12 protein-coding genes are annotated in these 15,997 nt (G+C 64.7%); 6 read left to right on the top strand and 6 right to left on the bottom strand.

The genetic code is table 11. The annotated features are described in order from the left end of the window. Positions 1-50: 50 nt before the first annotated feature. The 3 genes from E5221_RS12450 to E5221_RS12440 form a co-directional block, all read right to left on the bottom strand. Positions 51-1,325, bottom strand: coding sequence for a carbohydrate porin (locus tag E5221_RS12450; RefSeq protein WP_247847567.1), 1,275 nt, complete (start codon positions 1,323-1,325; stop codon positions 51-53). Between the two features lie 121 nt (positions 1,326-1,446). Further along, the gene (locus E5221_RS12445; RefSeq protein ID WP_013972192.1) at positions 1,447-2,619 is read right to left on the bottom strand and encodes an iron-containing alcohol dehydrogenase; all 1,173 of its coding nucleotides are present in this window, start codon (positions 2,617-2,619) and stop codon (positions 1,447-1,449) included. A 4-nt stretch (positions 2,620-2,623) separates the two neighbouring features. Further along, positions 2,624-3,820: a glycerol dehydrogenase gene (locus E5221_RS12440; protein ID WP_247847566.1), complete on the bottom strand. Its 1,197-nt coding sequence runs from the start codon at positions 3,818-3,820 to the stop codon at positions 2,624-2,626. A 306-nt stretch (positions 3,821-4,126) separates the two neighbouring features. Between E5221_RS12440 and E5221_RS12435 the strand changes: the two genes are divergently transcribed. The 6 genes from E5221_RS12435 to E5221_RS12410 all read left to right on the top strand — a co-directional run bounded on the left by E5221_RS12435 (position 4,127) and on the right by E5221_RS12410 (position 10,236). Beyond that, positions 4,127-4,930, top strand: a complete 804-nt coding sequence (locus tag E5221_RS12435) for a shikimate dehydrogenase (RefSeq protein WP_247847565.1) — start codon at positions 4,127-4,129, stop codon at positions 4,928-4,930. Between the two features lie 84 nt (positions 4,931-5,014). Beyond that, positions 5,015-5,707 carry an SDR family oxidoreductase gene (locus tag E5221_RS12430; RefSeq protein WP_013972190.1) on the top strand — a complete coding sequence of 231 codons (693 nt, stop codon included), beginning with the start codon at positions 5,015-5,017 and terminating at the stop codon, positions 5,705-5,707. Between the two features lie 142 nt (positions 5,708-5,849). Next, positions 5,850-6,941, top strand: coding sequence for a glycerol dehydrogenase (locus E5221_RS12425; protein WP_023663394.1), 1,092 nt, complete (start codon positions 5,850-5,852; stop codon positions 6,939-6,941). A gap of 48 nt (positions 6,942-6,989) precedes the next feature. Beyond that, positions 6,990-7,877 carry a transketolase gene (locus E5221_RS12420; RefSeq protein ID WP_247847564.1) on the top strand — a complete coding sequence of 296 codons (888 nt, stop codon included), beginning with the start codon at positions 6,990-6,992 and terminating at the stop codon, positions 7,875-7,877. Between the two features lie 3 nt (positions 7,878-7,880). Further along, positions 7,881-8,861 carry a transketolase C-terminal domain-containing protein gene (locus E5221_RS12415; protein ID WP_003257656.1) on the top strand — a complete coding sequence of 327 codons (981 nt, stop codon included), beginning with the start codon at positions 7,881-7,883 and terminating at the stop codon, positions 8,859-8,861. A gap of 64 nt (positions 8,862-8,925) precedes the next feature. Then, on the top strand, positions 8,926-10,236 hold the full coding sequence (locus tag E5221_RS12410; RefSeq protein ID WP_013972187.1) for an MFS transporter: 1,311 nt from the start codon (positions 8,926-8,928) through the stop codon (positions 10,234-10,236). A gap of 39 nt (positions 10,237-10,275) precedes the next feature. Here E5221_RS12410 and E5221_RS12405 read toward each other — a convergent pair whose 3' ends face one another. From E5221_RS12405 to E5221_RS12395, 3 genes are read right to left on the bottom strand one after another with little or no spacing between them, the layout of a single operon-like run. Then, entirely contained in the window at positions 10,276-11,658 is a 1,383-nt protein-coding gene (locus E5221_RS12405; protein ID WP_247847563.1) for an efflux transporter outer membrane subunit, read from the bottom strand. Continuing rightward, a complete protein-coding gene (locus E5221_RS12400) occupies positions 11,655-14,828 on the bottom strand; it encodes a multidrug efflux RND transporter permease subunit (protein ID WP_247847562.1) in 3,174 nt (1,057 codons plus the stop codon). The genes E5221_RS12405 and E5221_RS12400 overlap by 4 nt, the downstream gene beginning before the upstream one ends. After that, a complete protein-coding gene (locus E5221_RS12395; protein ID WP_247847561.1) occupies positions 14,825-15,994 on the bottom strand; it encodes an efflux RND transporter periplasmic adaptor subunit in 1,170 nt (389 codons plus the stop codon). The genes E5221_RS12400 and E5221_RS12395 overlap by 4 nt, the downstream gene beginning before the upstream one ends. Between the last annotated feature and the right edge of the window lie 3 nt (positions 15,995-15,997).

Genomic DNA, 15,997 nt, shown 5'->3' with positions numbered 1-15,997 from the left:
CATGATGCATCATAAAAACAGCGAGACGTCGGCCTGACGCCGGCACTGCACTAGAAGCTGATTTCGGTCTTCAGGCCCCAGACCACCACACTGCGGTCATGCTCGAAGCCGCCGGGGTTGCGTACGTACTGCAGGTTGGGGCGCAGGGTCAGTGCCGGTGTCAGCTGCAACCCGTAATAGAGTTCGACCGGGTACTCGACATCGGCCCGCCGGGGCACGCCGCTGGCCTGCTGCACACGCCGCGCCGAACGCGGGTTGACCTCCAGGCGGCCCAACGCCAGCCCGATCTCGTCCTGCGGGCGCTGGGCCAGGGGCCCACGGATGAACGCGCCCAGGTGCCAGAGCCGCTCGACACTGGAAACGTCCCGGTCGGACTGGATGAAGTTGGTGAAAAGCGTCACGCCACGCGCAGCATTGTCCGGGTTGCGGTAGACCTGCTGTTCGGCCATGGCGTAGTAGCCGCTGGCCTGGTCGTGTTGCGCGGGTGCCGCGCCGGTCAAGCCGATGGGTTGCCCATCGATGTCCTGGTACAGGTCATCAAAGTCGCCAGTATTGCGCCACACGCCAACCCGGTAGCTGCCAGGCAGGCCACCAAGCACCGGCTTCCAGGCCAGTTCGCCAACCGCCAGGTAACCGGTGGTGCCCGAGGGGCTGCCGAAGTTCAACCCTTGGCTGTTCTCGGTAAAGTGCGGGTTGACCTGGTACACGGAGGTGTTCAGCCACCAGTCATCGGCCAACTGCGCCGCCAGGCTCGCGCCCCATTGGCTGACCGGCCAGGTGAACCAGTTGGGGGTGATGTAGCCAGGCACCGTTCCACAGAAGGTCAGGTTCTGGAACGTGCAGGAAAACGGAAATACATCGCCACTCATGGGCAGCCGGCCAATCTTGAACAGCAAACGCTCATCGAGCAGTGCCTGCTGGTAATAGAACTGCACCAGCCGGGTAACACTGCCATAGCCGTAGATTTCCTGGGCGGCCAGCAGGGTGCCGGTGTCGGCTTCGCGGGTCAGGCTTTCACCGTTGCGGTTGGTGAAAGTGATGCGAAACGCGGCCCCCTGCCAACCCAACAGGCGCTGCAGGTCGAAGCGGGCATCGGCCATCAGCTGGTCGCTGTAGGTGCCCTTGTGCTGCGCCCCTCCCTGGGTGTTGTAGGCCAGTTCATTGACATAGGTGAACTGCAGGTCTACCCCCTGCTCATGCAGACGGGTGCGCTGCCCCTGCCAGTCACCGAACAGGAAGTTGCCGGGTGAGTAGTTGTCGGCCTGGGCCTGCTGCAAGGCGCATACGCCCAGCAACCCGACCCCGATCAAGGTGGATCTTGTCATTGCGATCTGTTCCCGAAACTGTTTTCTTGTGGTTTTTGTTCAGCTTTGCGAGCGTGCAACGAGGGCGCCTGGCGTCACTGACCTGGCCGCGCGCAAGGCGGCCAGGGCTGGGTGACGCCAACTATAGGCATTGGCGGACGATTTCGGCCACCTCCTGCTGGTCACGAATGGGTTTGGGGTGGCAGGCCAGGTCCTGGTTGAAGCTGGTCCACACCACCTGAGCGAACTCATCGACCTGCTCGGGCTTGAGGCCATAGCTGCCGAACGTGTCCCGTACGCCCAGGCGGGTGAAGTGGGCGCTGACGATGTCAGGCAGGCGCGCGGCGCGCTCGCTTAGCGGCAAGGTATGAGTGCCCGGGTCGAGGATCTCGGCCACCCGGGCAAACTTGTCCTCGGCCACCGGTAGGGTCCAGCGGATCACCTGCGGCGTACTGGCTGCCACGGTGCCGCCATGGGGCGCATCGGTCATGGCGCCCAATGGCTGGCCCAGCGCATGGGATACGGTGACCCCGGCGCCGGCAATGGCCATGCCACCGAGGGTCGACGCAAAGGCCATGCGCGCCCTCGCCTCCAGGTCGTCCCCATGCTCCACGCAGCGCAGGGCATTGGCGGCAAACAGGCGGATCGACTCCAGCGCGACCATTTCCACCCAGGGTGTGGCATGGATGCTGATGAATGCTTCCAGTGCATGGCAGAAAGTATCCACGGCAGTCAGCGCCGTCAGCCGTGGCGGCTTGGAAACCAGGATTTGCGGGTCGATCAACGCCACATCCGGGTAGATGTGCGGGTTGACAATGGCACACTTGAGGCCCAGCTCAGGATTGTTGATCACCGCGAATGGTGTCGCCTCGGTCCCGGTCCCAGAGGTGGTCGGCACCACCAGCAGCGGCAGACCACGGGACTGCGGCCTCGTCACCGGCTCACCGAGGCGCTCGGTGTAGTCCCAACAGCGGCCGCCATGTACAGCGACGAACGCCACGGCTTTGGCCGAGTCGATGGCGCTGCCGCCGCCGATCGCCACCACAGCCTGGCAGCCGCTGTCACGCACCAGCGCCACTGCGCGGTCAATGGTGGTATGGCGCGGGTTGGGCACGATGTCGTAGAACTCGAGGACGGTGATGCCACGCTCGGCGAAACTGCCGAGCACCTGGGCGACCAGCTCGCTGCCTTCAAGGAACGGGTCGACCATCAACAGCACCTTGTTGCCGAACGGCGCGACCTTTTCACCCATGCGGCGGATTGCACCGGCCTCGAAGTCCAGTTTGACCGGCAGGCTTGCCTGAAATGCTTTCATCTACTTACCTCTGTTCGTGGCGAATGACTGATGGCAAACGCGGGCTGGCCGAACTTGCCAGAACCGATCCGCCTTTCTTGTAGAACTCCCCCAGGTCGCTGGCGGCAAGCAGCGCCGCGCGCATCTCCCACTCAGTGACGTCGAAGGGCTCGACGCGGCTGGTCTGCTGCGGCGAGGCCGCCACCTGCACCACCCGTTGCAGCTCCTGCTCGCTGAAGTCCGCCAGGCCCAGGTCGGCGAAACACACCGGCAGGCCAACCGCCAGGCACAGTCGCAGCAGGCCATCCAGCTCGCTGGCCGGCGCACCCTCGAGCACCAGCATCACCAGGGTGCCAAAGGCCACGTATTCGCCGTGGTAGGCCGTGGCCCGTGGACCCAGCTCACTGAAGCCGCAATACACGGCATGAGCGGTGGCCACCCCGTTGCTCTCGAAACCGATGCCGCTCATCAGTGCGTTGGCCTCGATCACCCGGTTCAGCGCCTTGGTCACCTGCTGCTGCGCACAGGCCCGCACGGCTTGCACCGCATCGGCTTGCAAAACCTGGTGGCACAGTTGGGCGATGGCCATCGATGTGAGGGTCGGCTTGCCGCCGCCCGCGCTCGATTGCAGGCCACCGCCGGCCAGGCCAAGGAAGTTGTCGTGCTCGCCCTGCACGCAGGTGCGTGCCTCGTAGTAGGTCGCCAGAGCATCGCCGATGCCAGCCACCAACAGGCGCACCGGCGCTTGGGCGATGATCCAGGTGTCCACCACCACCACGTCCGGGCTGCGCTCGTGGAACAGTACATCGTCGAAGGCACCGTCCGGGTGGTAGAGCACCGACAAGGCGCTGGTGGGGGCATCGTTGGAGACCACCGTGGGCACGATACACAGCGGCAGCCGGCCCTGCTGGGCAACCGCCTTGGCAGCGTCGAGCACCTTGCCACCACCCACCCCGACCACCCCGTCACAGCCCAGTCGCTCGCGCAACGCACACAGCCGCTGCACCTCGGCTCGGGTGACTTCGCCTTCGAATACGGCGTAACGCAGGGCATGTTCAGGTTTGTCGAAGCTGATGGCCAGGGTCTGCTGCAGGCTATCCAGACGGCCCTGGCTGGTGATGATCAGGAAGCGCTGGCCAAACCAGGCGATATGCCGGTAAAGGCGTTCAAGTTCCTTGTAGCCCTGAATGTAGCGACCGGGCGCGGCGAATATCTGGGTCATTCGCACCTCCCGTCACGCAGGGCCGGCAATGCATGAAGCATTCCGTGCATGAGGTCATCCTCGCCTTTCGTAGAAGGCCTTGTTGTTTTTGATATCAGGACGTTCAGCGGCCGCAGCCGACTGGAGGCATGATATATCATGTTTGATTTTTAAATCGCAAGATCAAGTCTTTTGACTTTCATGCAAAAGACTTTTGCGGCCAGGATGGGGATTGACTAATGATATATGATGCATTTATGAATCTAATAACGAACGCGGCGCTGGCCCGCGCTCTGCCTTTCCACGCCAGCTTTCAAGGAAACAGCCATGCCTGTCACCGGCACTACCCGGGTGGTGGTACATCTCACCTACCCAGCCAAGCACCTGCGAACACCGTCCTTGTTCAACCCGCTTCTTGAACGCCTGGGGCATGACGGGGTGCTGGTCCCCTGGGAGGTTTCGCCCGACAACCTGGCCTCGGCCTGGGCTGGCCTGCGTGGTATCGAAAACCTCGCCGGGGTGATCGTGACCGTGCCGCACAAGATCGAGGTGGCCCACCTGTGCGACGAGCTGCTGGGCATCGCCGAAGTGCTCAAGGTGTGCAACGTCGCGCGTCGTCTGCCCGATGGCCGCTTCGTCGGGCGCATGTTCGATGGCGAAGGCTTCGTACGTGGCCTGAAGAACCAGGGCCATGACCTGGGCGGCCGGCGTGTGCTGCTGCTCGGCGCCGGTGGTGCCGCCACCGGTATCGCCCATGCCCTGCTCAGTGAGCCGATCACCCGGCTGGTGGTCGCCAACCGTTCGCTGGCCAAGGCTGAAGCACTCGCCGCGCAGTTGCGCACGCTGATGCCTGGTCGAGATATCACTGCGGGTGCGGCCGATGCACGCGGCTTCGATGTGGTGATCAACGCCACCGCACTGGGCCTGAAGGCGGACGATCCGCTGCCGCTGGCGGCCGATACCCTGCAGCCAGCCACGCTGGTGGGCGAGGTGGTGATGAATCCTGATGTCACCCCGTTGCTCGAAGCGGCCCAGGCCCGTGGCTGCCCCATCCACAAGGGCGTGCACATGCTCACCGGGCAGCTCGAGCTGTTGGCCGATTACCTGTTTGGCGCAGCGCCCGGTCGCTGACGCGCCCTGTGCCTTTGTCGGCCTGTTCGCGGGGCGCCTGGGTCAGGCCCCACCCATGTACACATCCCGAAAGGAGCTACACCCATGAGCAAGATTGCAATCATCACCGGCGGCGGCTCGGGCATCGGCCTGGCAACCGCGCAGCGCCTGCTTGCCGATGGCTATCAGGTGCACACCCTGGGCCTGGGCGAACCTGAAGCACGGGTCGAAGGCATCCACTATCAGGTGCTGGACGTGACCAGCGATGCCGAGGTCAATGGCTTCTTCAGCCGCTTCGAGCGCGTCGATGCCCTGGTCAATGCCGCCGGCGTGATCGACCACAACCGGGAATGGCAAATCGACGGTTTCAACCGCGTGCTCGACGTCAACCTGACCGCCGTCCTGCGCATCAGCAATGCCGCCTTGCCGGGCCTGAAAGTGGCGCGCGGCGCGGTGATCAACTTCGCTTCGATGTGGGGCATCTTCGGCTCGGCCAAGACCCCCGCCTACGCCTCGAGCAAGGCCGCGATCAGCGAGCTGACCCGTTGCCAGGCGGTGGCCTGGGCCGCCGACGGTGTGCGCGCCAATGCCGTGGCCCCGGGCTGGATCCTCACCCAGCTGTCGCGCCGAGCCTATGAAGACCCGACCCGCTCGGCCGGCATTCTGTCACGCATCCCGATGAACGCCTGGGGCCAACCCGAGGACGTGGCCAATGCCATCGCCTTCCTGGCGTCTGACAGCGCCCGCTATATCACCGGCACCACGCTGGCCGTCGATGGCGGCTACTCCATCGCCTGATATCCCATTCGACAGACAGATGGCTACCACTGCCCCCGAGGAAGCTTGACGGCCATCACGCATGATATATGATGCATCACAAATGACGCAGATCCCCTGAGGTCTCGCATAACAACAACAAACAATCATAAATAGGTGCCGTATGAATCTGGTATTCGGCTCACCCGGGCGCTATGTGCAAGGCCCCGATGTTCTTGACGAGGCAGGCCAGTACCTGGCCCATTGCGGCCGCCGAGCCGTGGTGGTCATCGACAGCTTCGTGATCGGCCTGGTCAAGGAGCGCCTCGACGCCACCTGCGCTCGCGCCGATGTGCAACTGCACTACATCACCTTCGATGGCGAAATCACCGCCAAGGGCATCGCCGGCCTGCGCCAATCGGCCGCGCGCTTCGACTTCGACGTGGTCCTGGCGGTCGGTGGCGGCAAATCGATCGATGCCGGCAAGGCGTTGGCCCACACCTGCGGTGCGGCGCTGGTGAGCATGCCCACGGTTGCCTCCAACGATGCGCCTACTTCGAAAAACTTCGTGGTATACGACGAGCATCACCAACTCAGCGAAGTAGGCCACCTGCTCAGCAGCCCACGCTATGTCCTGGTCGACACCCGCCTGATAGCCCAGGCCCCGCGCCCCTTCCTTCTGGCCGGCATCGCCGACGCACTGACCAAGAAGTTCGAAGCCGAGCAATGCCTCAAAGCCGGCGGCGTGAACATGTTTGGCGCTCGCCCGTCGATTGCCGGGGTCACCCTGGCCCGCGAATGCTATACCGTGCTGCGCGCCCATGCCGAAGAGGGCCTGGCGCTGGCCGGCAGCGGCCAGGTCAACGAAGCGTTCGAACGCCTGATCGAAGCCGTGCTGCTGATGAGCGGCCTGGGCTTCGAGAGTGGCGGCCTGTCCATCGCCCACGCGATGACCCGTGGCCTGTCGAAGATCCCCGGTGCCCGCGACCAGGTGCATGGCTGGCAGGTTGCCTATGGTCTGTTGGTGCAACTGGTACTTGAAGACCGCGAAGCGGCGTTCATGGCCGAATTGCTGGCCTTCTACCGACGCATCGGGCTGCCCTGCAACCTGGCCGAACTGGGTGTGACGGGCGTCGACGACGCCACCTTGCTCAAGGTCGCCGAACCCACCCTGCAAGCCCCCCACGCACGCAACTTCGTGCGTGGCAACGGCCAACCCCTACACAGCGGTGAACTGATCGAAGCCATGCGCGCACTCGAATCCCTGACCCGCTGATTTCCCCCGGCAACACCCACCCTGCTATGCCTGCATTTGGAGGTAGAGATGGCTACACCCCGTAAAACCCTTGAGGCCTGGAAAGCCAGCGATTTCGTGCCCAGCGCCGAGACCGTCGCCCACCTGCGCGAACGGGCGAAATTCGTCCGCCTGGAAACCATTCGCCTGATCGAGATCGCCAAGACCGGCCACTACACCTCGGTGTTCTCCGCTGCCGAACTGTTCTCGGCGCTGTACTACGACGTGATGAACCTGCGCCCCGAGGAGCCGGGCTGGGCCGGGCGCGACCGCTTCCTGATGGGCAAGGGCCACGCGGCCGTTGGCCAGTTCCCGATACTTGCCGACCTCGGCATGTTCCCCAAGGTGTGGCTGGATGACTACACGCGACTGGGTAGCCCTCTGGGTGATCACCCTGATATGCGCAAGGTACCCGGCATCGACTTCTCTTCCGGCTCCATTGGCCACGCCCTTTCCGGCGGCCTGGGCATGTGCCTGGCCCAGCGTTTCACTGGCGAAAGCTACGACGTGTTCGTCATGCTCGGTGACGGCGAAATGCAGGAAGGCCAGGTCTGGGAAGCTGCCATGGGTGCCGCCCACCACAAGGCCAACCGGTTGATCGCGATCGTCGACCGCAACGGCTTCCAGCTCGACGGTAGCGTCGACGACGTGATCGGCGTCGAGCCGCTGGACGAAAAATGGCGCGCCTTCGGCTGGGAAGTGCACGTCATCGATGGCCACGACATCCGCGCGGTTGCCACCACCCTGCGCAAGGTCAAGGCCGACGAAAACCGCGACAAGCCGGTGTGCATCATCGCCAAGACCGTCAAGGGCAAAGGTGTTTCCTATATGGAAACCGAGCCGGGCTGGCACCTGGGCTACCTGGACCCTGAAGACGCCAAACGCGCGATCGCTGAAATCGAAGCCAAGGAGATCTGAAACATGAACGCCCCCCTGTCCCCCAACTCCTGGCAATACCGTGGCCTGAATGCCATGAACCCAGGGCTGTCCTACCTCTCCGATGCCCTGATCGAGCTGGCCCGTGAAGGCCATCCGGTTATGGCAGGCTCGGCAGACCTGCAGTATTCCAATGGCCTGAACAAGTTCGCCACGGCGTTCCCCGACCGCTACATCCAGTTCGGCATCTCCGAGCAGAACATGGTCACCGCTGCCGCCGGCCTGGCCACCTGCGGGGTGATGCCGTTCGTGGCGACCTTCGCCTCGTTCCTGGGCCTGCTGTGCTGCGAACAGATCCGCATGGACGTGGCCTATTCGGCCCAGCCGGTGCGCCTGATCGGCCACCATACCGGGATCTCGCTGGGCTTCTACGGCACCTCGCACCATGCCACCGAGGATATAGCCACCATGCGCTCGATCGCCGACCTGGCGGTGGTCTCGCCCTCCGACGGCCCGCAATTGGCGGCAGCGATCAAGGCCTCGGCCAGCTATGACAAACCGGTGTACTTCCGTATCGGTCGCGGCCGCGACCCGATCATCTACGAGCACGGCACAACCTTCGAGTTCGGCAAGGCCACCGAGCACTTGCAGGGTGAAGAGCTGACCATCATCGCCTGTGGCATCACCGTACACCCGGCGCTTGCCGCGGCCCGCAAGCTCAATGCCGAAGGCCGTTCGGTGGGCGTGATCGACATGGCCTCGATCAAGCCGATCGACCGCGAGACGATCCTCCAGGCCGCTGCGCGCAGCAAGCGGATGATGACCGTCGAGGAGCATAACGTGCTCGGTGGCCTGGGCGCCGCGGTGGCCGAGGTGCTGGCCGACGAAGGCGTCGGGGTCAAGCTCAAGCGTCATGGCATCTACGACGAATACAGCCTGATCGCGCCGCCGACCCACCTGTACCAGCACTACAAGCTCGATGCCGCCGGTATCGAGGAAGTGGCCCTGGCCCACATGGCGAGCTGACCCGCCCCGCAATACGGGCAGCGCCGTCTTGGGTGCTGCCCGCCCCATTCGCTCGGAGACTACAATGAACAACATGACCGAGACCCTGCCAGGCAGCGTTGCCTACGCTGCACCTGACGCCACGCGCCTGCGTCGCAAGTCCTTGCTTGCTACCGGCGTCGGCAACCTGCTGGAGTGGTTCGACTGGACCCTTTACACCGTTGCCTCCGTCTACATTGCCAGTGCCTTGTTCGACAAGAGCAACCCCACCTCAGCGCTGCTCGCCACCCTGGCGGTGTTCGCCGCAGGTTTCCTGTTGCGGCCATTGGGCGGCATCGTCTTCGGTATCCTCGCCGACCGCCTCGGCCGACGCACCGTGCTGCTCAGCACCATGCTGCTGATGGCCGGCGCCAGCCTGCTGATCGCGTTCATCCCTTCCTATGAATCGATCGGCAGCTGGGCTTCCGGATTGCTGCTCTGTGCGCGCTTGGTCCAGGGCTTCGCCCACGGTGGAGAGACCACCACGTCCTACGCCTACATCGCCGAGATCGCCCCGCCAAAGCGCCGGGGGTTGTGGTCGAGCACGGTGTTCTTCGCGGTGGGCAGCGGCTCGCTGCTGGCAACCTTCTACATGGCCCTGCTGACCTCGATGCTGAGCACCGAGCAGATGCAGGACTGGGGCTGGCGCATCCCCTTCGCCACCGGTGGCCTGCTGGCGGTGGTTGCCCTGTGGCTGCGCCGCAACATGATGGAAAGCGACCACAGCCCTAGCACCGCCAGCGCAACGCAGCACACTACTTGCTGGAGCCGCGGGCAGGTACTGCAACATGGTGTGCGGTTGTTCCTGTATGAAGCAGGCGCCACCCTGACCTACTACACCTGGGTCACGTCGGCATCGATCTATGCCATGAGCGTGAAGGGCATGGACCCGCACAACGCCTTCATGATGAGCTGCGTCGCCCAGGTCATCTACCTCGCCTTCCTGCCGGTCTGCGGTTGGGTTTCGGACCAGGTGGGGCGCAAGGTCTGTGCACTGATTTCGCTGCTGGGTATCGCGGCAACCCTGTTCCCTCTGTGGGGCATGATCTCCAGCGAGCCGTGGACCCTGATGGTGGCGCAGACTGCCGGCCTGATGCTGGTGGCCTTCATCACCGGCTGCAAGCCCGCATCGATTTCCGAGCAAGTCCCTACCCGTTATCGCACGCGGATGTTCGGTGTGTGCATTTCGTTGGGTGTGGCGGTATTCGGGGGAACTGCGTCGTATGTGACAACCTGGCTTTACTCGGAGCAGATTGGCTGGGTGTTCAACGTCTACCTGATCGTCGTGGCGCTGATTGCCAGTGGCGTGGTACTGATGTGGAAGAACAACCACGGCATTCCGATCGATCAGGTTTGAGTCTTAGACGCTGGGGCTGCCAGGCAGCCCCCTTTACGCTTACCCGCCTAACGCACTGACCAGTGCCGCCTGGTTCTGCCACTGGGCAGTGCGTACCGTGGCCAGGGCATCCAGGGCACTGAGCTGGTTGCGCTGGGCCTCCAGCACATCAAGGAACGGCGCCTCGCCAGCCTGCCACGAACGGCGGATCTGCTCGAAGGCCGAGGTCGACTGCTCGCTGGCACGTGCCAGCAGTACCTGGCGCTCCGCATTGCGCTGGGCCGCCGCGAGTGCCGATTCCACCTCCGACACCGCCACCAGCACCGTGCGCCGGTAACTCAGCAACGCCTCCCGCGCCTCGGCATCCCGGACCTGCACCTGCGCCTTGCGCCGGCCACCATCGAACAATGGCGCGCTGGCATTGACGCCGGCCAGCCAGAAGGTCGAGTTGGCCAGCGTGGCCGCGCTCATGCCATTGATCAACGAACCCAACGCCGCCGACAGGCTCAGACGTGGCATCAGCTCTGCCTTGGCCACGCCAACCCGCGCATAGGCGGTAACCACCCGTGCCTCGGCAGCCTTCACGTCAGGACGCCGACGCAGCAGGTCCGCAGGCGTGCCAGCATCCTGCAAGGCCACCTCACGCACACTCGCCGGGTTGGCATGCATCTGCCCGTACAACTCGGCACTGGGCATGGCCAGCAGCACCGAAAGCCGGTGCACGGTGCGCTGCCACTCCAGGCGCAGCGCCGGCACCCGGGCCGCAGTGCGGTCGGCCTGGGCGCGGGCCCGCAGCAGGTCGGCCTCCGGGCTGCTGCCCGCCGCGTACAACTGCTCGCTCAACTGCAAGGTCTCGGCCTGGCTCTGGGCACTCTGGCGGACGATCTCCAGGCGCTGCTCCAAGCCTCGGGCCTGGGCATAGGCCTGGACCACTTCACCCACTAGCGCAACCTTTACTGCATGGGCTTGCTCTTCACTTGCCGTCACCTCGGCGTCAGCAGCGCGGATGCCTTCACGGATGCGGCCAAACAGGTCAAGCTCCCAGCTGGCGCCCAGGCCCAACGAGATCGGCGCATCGATCAGTGCCTCGCTGTAGCCGGTCTGGTAAGCCGAGGTACGCTGGCGTGCGGCACTGGCGCCGAAGTCCAGGGCCGGGCTGCCGGCCGCAGCGCTGACTGCCCTCAGAGCCCGGGCTGCATCGATGCGCGCCAGCGCAACCTGCAGATCGAGGTTATCATCCAATGCCCGCTGCACCAGGCGGTCGAGCAGCGGATCGTGATAGCCGCGCCACCACTGTTCGGTCACAGCCAGCGGCGCTTCGGAGCGGGCATTGAGGTAATGCTGCACAGGTGCAGCGCTGGGCGGCGGCAAGCTCGGGGCAGCGCATGCAGCCAGCAGCGCCGCAGTAAAACCCAGTACGGGGAAACGAAGACGCATGTTCATCGCTGGAAGTCCTGTTCGACAGCCGAAGGCTGTGACGATACCTGCCGTTCGCCGCCGGCAAGGCGACGAACCAGCACATAGAAAATCGGTGTGAACACCAGGCCGAACAGGGTTACCCCGATCATCCCGAAGAACACCGCAGCCCCCACCGCCAGGCGCATCTCGGAACCGGCCCCCTCGGACAGCACCAGTGGCAAGACGCCAAGGATGAACGCCAGCGAGGTCATCAGGATCGGCCGCAGGCGCAGGCGACAGGCTTCCACCACCGCCTCGACCGTACCCTGCCCTTCCTTTTCCAGCTGCCGGGCCACTTCGACGATGAGGATGGCGTTCTTTGCCGCCAGGCCCACCAGGACGATGAAACCGATCTGGGTGAGGATGTTGATGTCCTGGCCCATCAGGCGCACGCCACCGGCCGCGGCCAGCAGGCACATCGGCACGATCAGCAGGATCGCCAGCGGCAGGCTCCAGCTGCCGTATTGCGCCGCCAGCACCAGGTAGACGAACACCACACAGAGCGGGAAGACCAGCAGGCCCATGTTGCCGGCGGTGGTCTGCTGGTAGCTCAGGTCGGTCCACTGGTAGCTGATGCCCGCCGGCAGATTCACCTTGGCCAGGCGTTCCATGGTCTCGATGGCATAGGTCGAACCCAGGCCTGGCAAGGTGTCACCGTTGATCTCGGCGGTCGGGAACAGGTTGTAACGTGGGAAGCGCTCTACCCCCAGGGCCTCGTGCAGCTGCGTCACGCTGGCCAGCGGAACCATCTGCCCGGCCTGATTGCGCACCTTGACCCGCGCCAGGTCCTCTGGCGTGACCCGGTAAGGCAGGTCGGCCTGGGCAGTGACACGGTAGGTGCGGCCGACCAGGTTGAAGTCGTTGATGTAGGTCGAGCCGAAGTAGGTCTCGATGGCCTGGTTGATCTGGCTGCTTGGCACGCCCAGCATCTCGGCGCGCTCACGGTCGAGCTCGACGAACACCTGCGGAGTGCTGGCCGAAAACGGCGAATACACACCCGTCATGCCCGGTGTGGCGTTGGCGGCGGCAATCAGCTGCGCCGTGGCCTTGGCCAGCGCGTCACTGCCTAGCCCGGCACGGTCCTGCAGACGCTGGGAGAAACCACCGGTACTGCCCAGCCCCTGCACCGGCGGCGGCGTAGCGACAATCACCGACGCACCGCTGACCGCTTTCAGGCGTTCGCGCAGGTCGGCCGCGATCACGTCCGATGTGCGGCCCTTCAGCTTGCGCTTGGACCAGGGTTCGAACACCGGGGCCAGGCCCGCCGAATTGGACGAGTTGGTCCCGGTGACCATCGAGAAGCCCGAGAAGGTCGGCACCCTGTCCACACCCGGCACCTGCAGGGCGATGGCTTCGATCTGCTGGGAAATCGCGTTGGTACGCTCCAGCGATGCGCCGTCGGGCAATTGCACGATCACCACCAGGTAGCCACGGTCCTGGGCCGGGATGAAGCCCTTGGGCGTGGACACCATCAGGTAGGCGGTAGCGGCGATCAGTACGGCATACACGGCCAGCATCAGCGGCGTCCTGGCAACCAGGCCGCGGACGCTGCCGGCATAACCATTGGACAGCCGGGCAAAGCCCTGGTTGAACGCTTCGGCAGCGCGCCGCGGCAGGCCCGGCAGACCGGCACGCAGCGGCGCATGGCCACCGTGACGGCGCAGGATCATCGCCGCCAGCGCCGGCGACAGGGTCAGCGAGTTGAACAGCGAAATGGCCGTGGCCACCGCGATGGTCACGCCGAACTGGCGGAAGAACTCGCCGGAAATCCCCGGGATGAACGCCGTGGGAATGAACACCGCACAGAGCACCAGGGTGATCGCCACCAGCGCACCGCCAATCTCCTGCATGGTGACGATGGTCGCCTGGAGCGGGCTCTTGCCCTCGCCCAGGTGGCGCTCGACGTTCTCCACCACGACAATGGCGTTGTCGACCACGATCCCTACCGCCAGCACCAGGCCGAACAGGGTCAGGTTGTTGATCGAGTAACCCAGCAGCGCCATCACTGCGAAGGTACCCACCAGTGACACCGGGATGGCCAGGATCGGAATGATCGACGGCCGCCAGCCCTGGAGGAACAACAGCACCACCAGCACCACGAGGATTACCGCCTCGTAGATGGTCTTGCCCAGCTCACCGATACTGTCTGCGATGAACGCCGTGGGGTTGTAGCCGATGCTGTATTCGATGCCCTCCGGGAAGTCCTTGCTAAGTTGCTGCATGGTCTGCTCCACTACCTGCATGGTCGCCAGGGCATTGGCGCCCGGACGCTGCAGCACCTGCAGGCCGATGGCCGGGTTGCGCAGGTAGTAGGTGTTGTTGACGTAGGCCAGCCCGGCGATCTCGGTACGCGCCACGTCCTTCAGGCGCACCAGGCGGCCCGCCTCGCCGGACTTGAGCACGATGTTGTCGAAGTCAGCCGGCTCCTTGAGCCGCCCTTCGAAGATCAGGTTCGGTTGAAACGCCTGGGAGGCCACCGGTGGTTGGGCGATGACACCGCCGGCCACCTGGGTGTTCTGCGCACGAACGGCGGCGATGATGTCGCCCGGGGTCAGGTCGAAGGCGGCGACGCGCTCCGGGTCCAGCCAGATGCGCATCGAATACTCACGCGCGCCCAGCGGGTTTATGTCGCCAACGCCGTCGATGCGCTTGAGGGTATCGGCCACGGTGCGAATGGCGAAGTTCGACACGTACAGCTGGTCATAGGTGCCCTTGGGCGAGGAAATGAAAATGGTCGACAGCTGGGTCGGCGAGGACTTGCGCACCGACACACCGCTGCGCTGCACCGGTTCGGGCAGGCGTGGTGTGGCCAGGGCCACGCGGTTCTGCACCAGCACCTGGGCCTTGTCGACGTCGGTGCCGCCCTTGAAGGTCACGGTCAGGTTCAGGCTGCCATCGGAGGTGGCCTGGCTGTACATGTAGAGCATGTCCTCGACACCGTTGACCTCCTGCTCCAGCGGGATCGCCAGAGTCTCGGCGACGGTCTGCGCCGAGGCCCCCGGATAGGTGGCCTGGACCACCACCGTGGGGGGCGCGATGTCGGGATACTCGGCAGTCGGCAGCACCAGGTAGGCCAGGCCGCCGACGATCATCAGCACCACCGAGAGGACTATCGCCAGCACCGGCTGGTCGATCGAGGTGCGTCCCAGGTTCATAGCGTCGCCTCCTGGGCCGGGTTGGCGGCGGCAACCCGGGTCAGGCTGCGCTGTTCACCGATCGCAGTATCCCCGGCGCGTACCCGTTGCAGGCCATCGACAATGACCCGGTCGTCGGCCTGCAGGCCGCTGACCACTTCGCGCAGGCCGTCATGCAGCTTGCCCAGCTGTACCGGGCGCAGTTCGACGCGGTTCTGTGCATCGAGCACATACAGCACCTTGCGCGTGGCATCGATGCCTACGGCCGTATCCGGCACCAGCAAGGCCTCATAGGCCGGGCGCGCGGAAAACTGCACGCGGCCGAACTGGCCCGGGCTCAACGCCAGGTCCGGGTTGCTGACCCGCGCGCGCTGGCGCAGGGTGCCGGTGGATGGGTCCAGGCGGTTGTCGATGAAATCCATGCGCCCGCTCAGCGATGCCTGGAGCTCGCCTGGCAGGGCGATGCGCACCTGGCTCCCGGCAATGTTGCCGGCCGACTGACGGCGGTACTTCAGGTAGCTCTGCTCGTCGATGTCGAAGTAGATGTCGATGGGATCGAGCGAGACGATGGTGGTCAGCAGGGTGGCATCGTTGCTGCCACCGTTGACCAGGTTGCCTTCGCTGATCAATTTGCGGCTGATACGCCCGCTCATGGGCGCGGTGATACGGGTGAACTCGAGGTCCAGACGAGCGCTGGCCAGCGCGCCTTCGGCGCTGAGCACTTCGGCGCGGGCCGCCTCGCGCGCTTGCAGGCGCTGGTCGTACAAGCTCTGCGCAATGGTCCTGGAATCGATCAGCACCTTGGCGCGGGCATACTCCTGTTCGGCCAGAGCCTGTTGCGAACGGGCCTGGGCCAGTTTGCCCTGGGCCTGGGTCACCGCCGCCTGGAAGCTGCGCGAATCAATGACGAACAGCAGATCGCCCTTCTTCACGATTGCACCGTCCCGGAAGGCTACCTTCTCCAGGTAGCCGCTGACGCGCGAGCGTACCTCTACCGAATCGGTTGCCTCGAACCGGCCGGTAAAGCTGTCCCAGTCACTGATGGTCGACTTCAACGGTTGGCTCACCACCACACTCGGCGCCGCCGGAGCACTCTCCTGCGTCTGCGGGCCACAGCCGACCAGCAATGCCGCCAGCGACAAGGCGAACAGCGCCCTTTTGCCCGTTACGGGCAGTTTCACGTTCATGAT

The organism is Pseudomonas sp. A2 (genome assembly GCF_023100865.1).
In the GTDB taxonomy this organism is placed as follows: Bacteria; Pseudomonadota; Gammaproteobacteria; order Pseudomonadales; family Pseudomonadaceae; genus Aquipseudomonas; species Aquipseudomonas asiatica.
The sequence above is the reverse complement of the archived record's forward strand: the minus strand, read 5'-3'. Positions and strand labels throughout refer to the sequence as shown.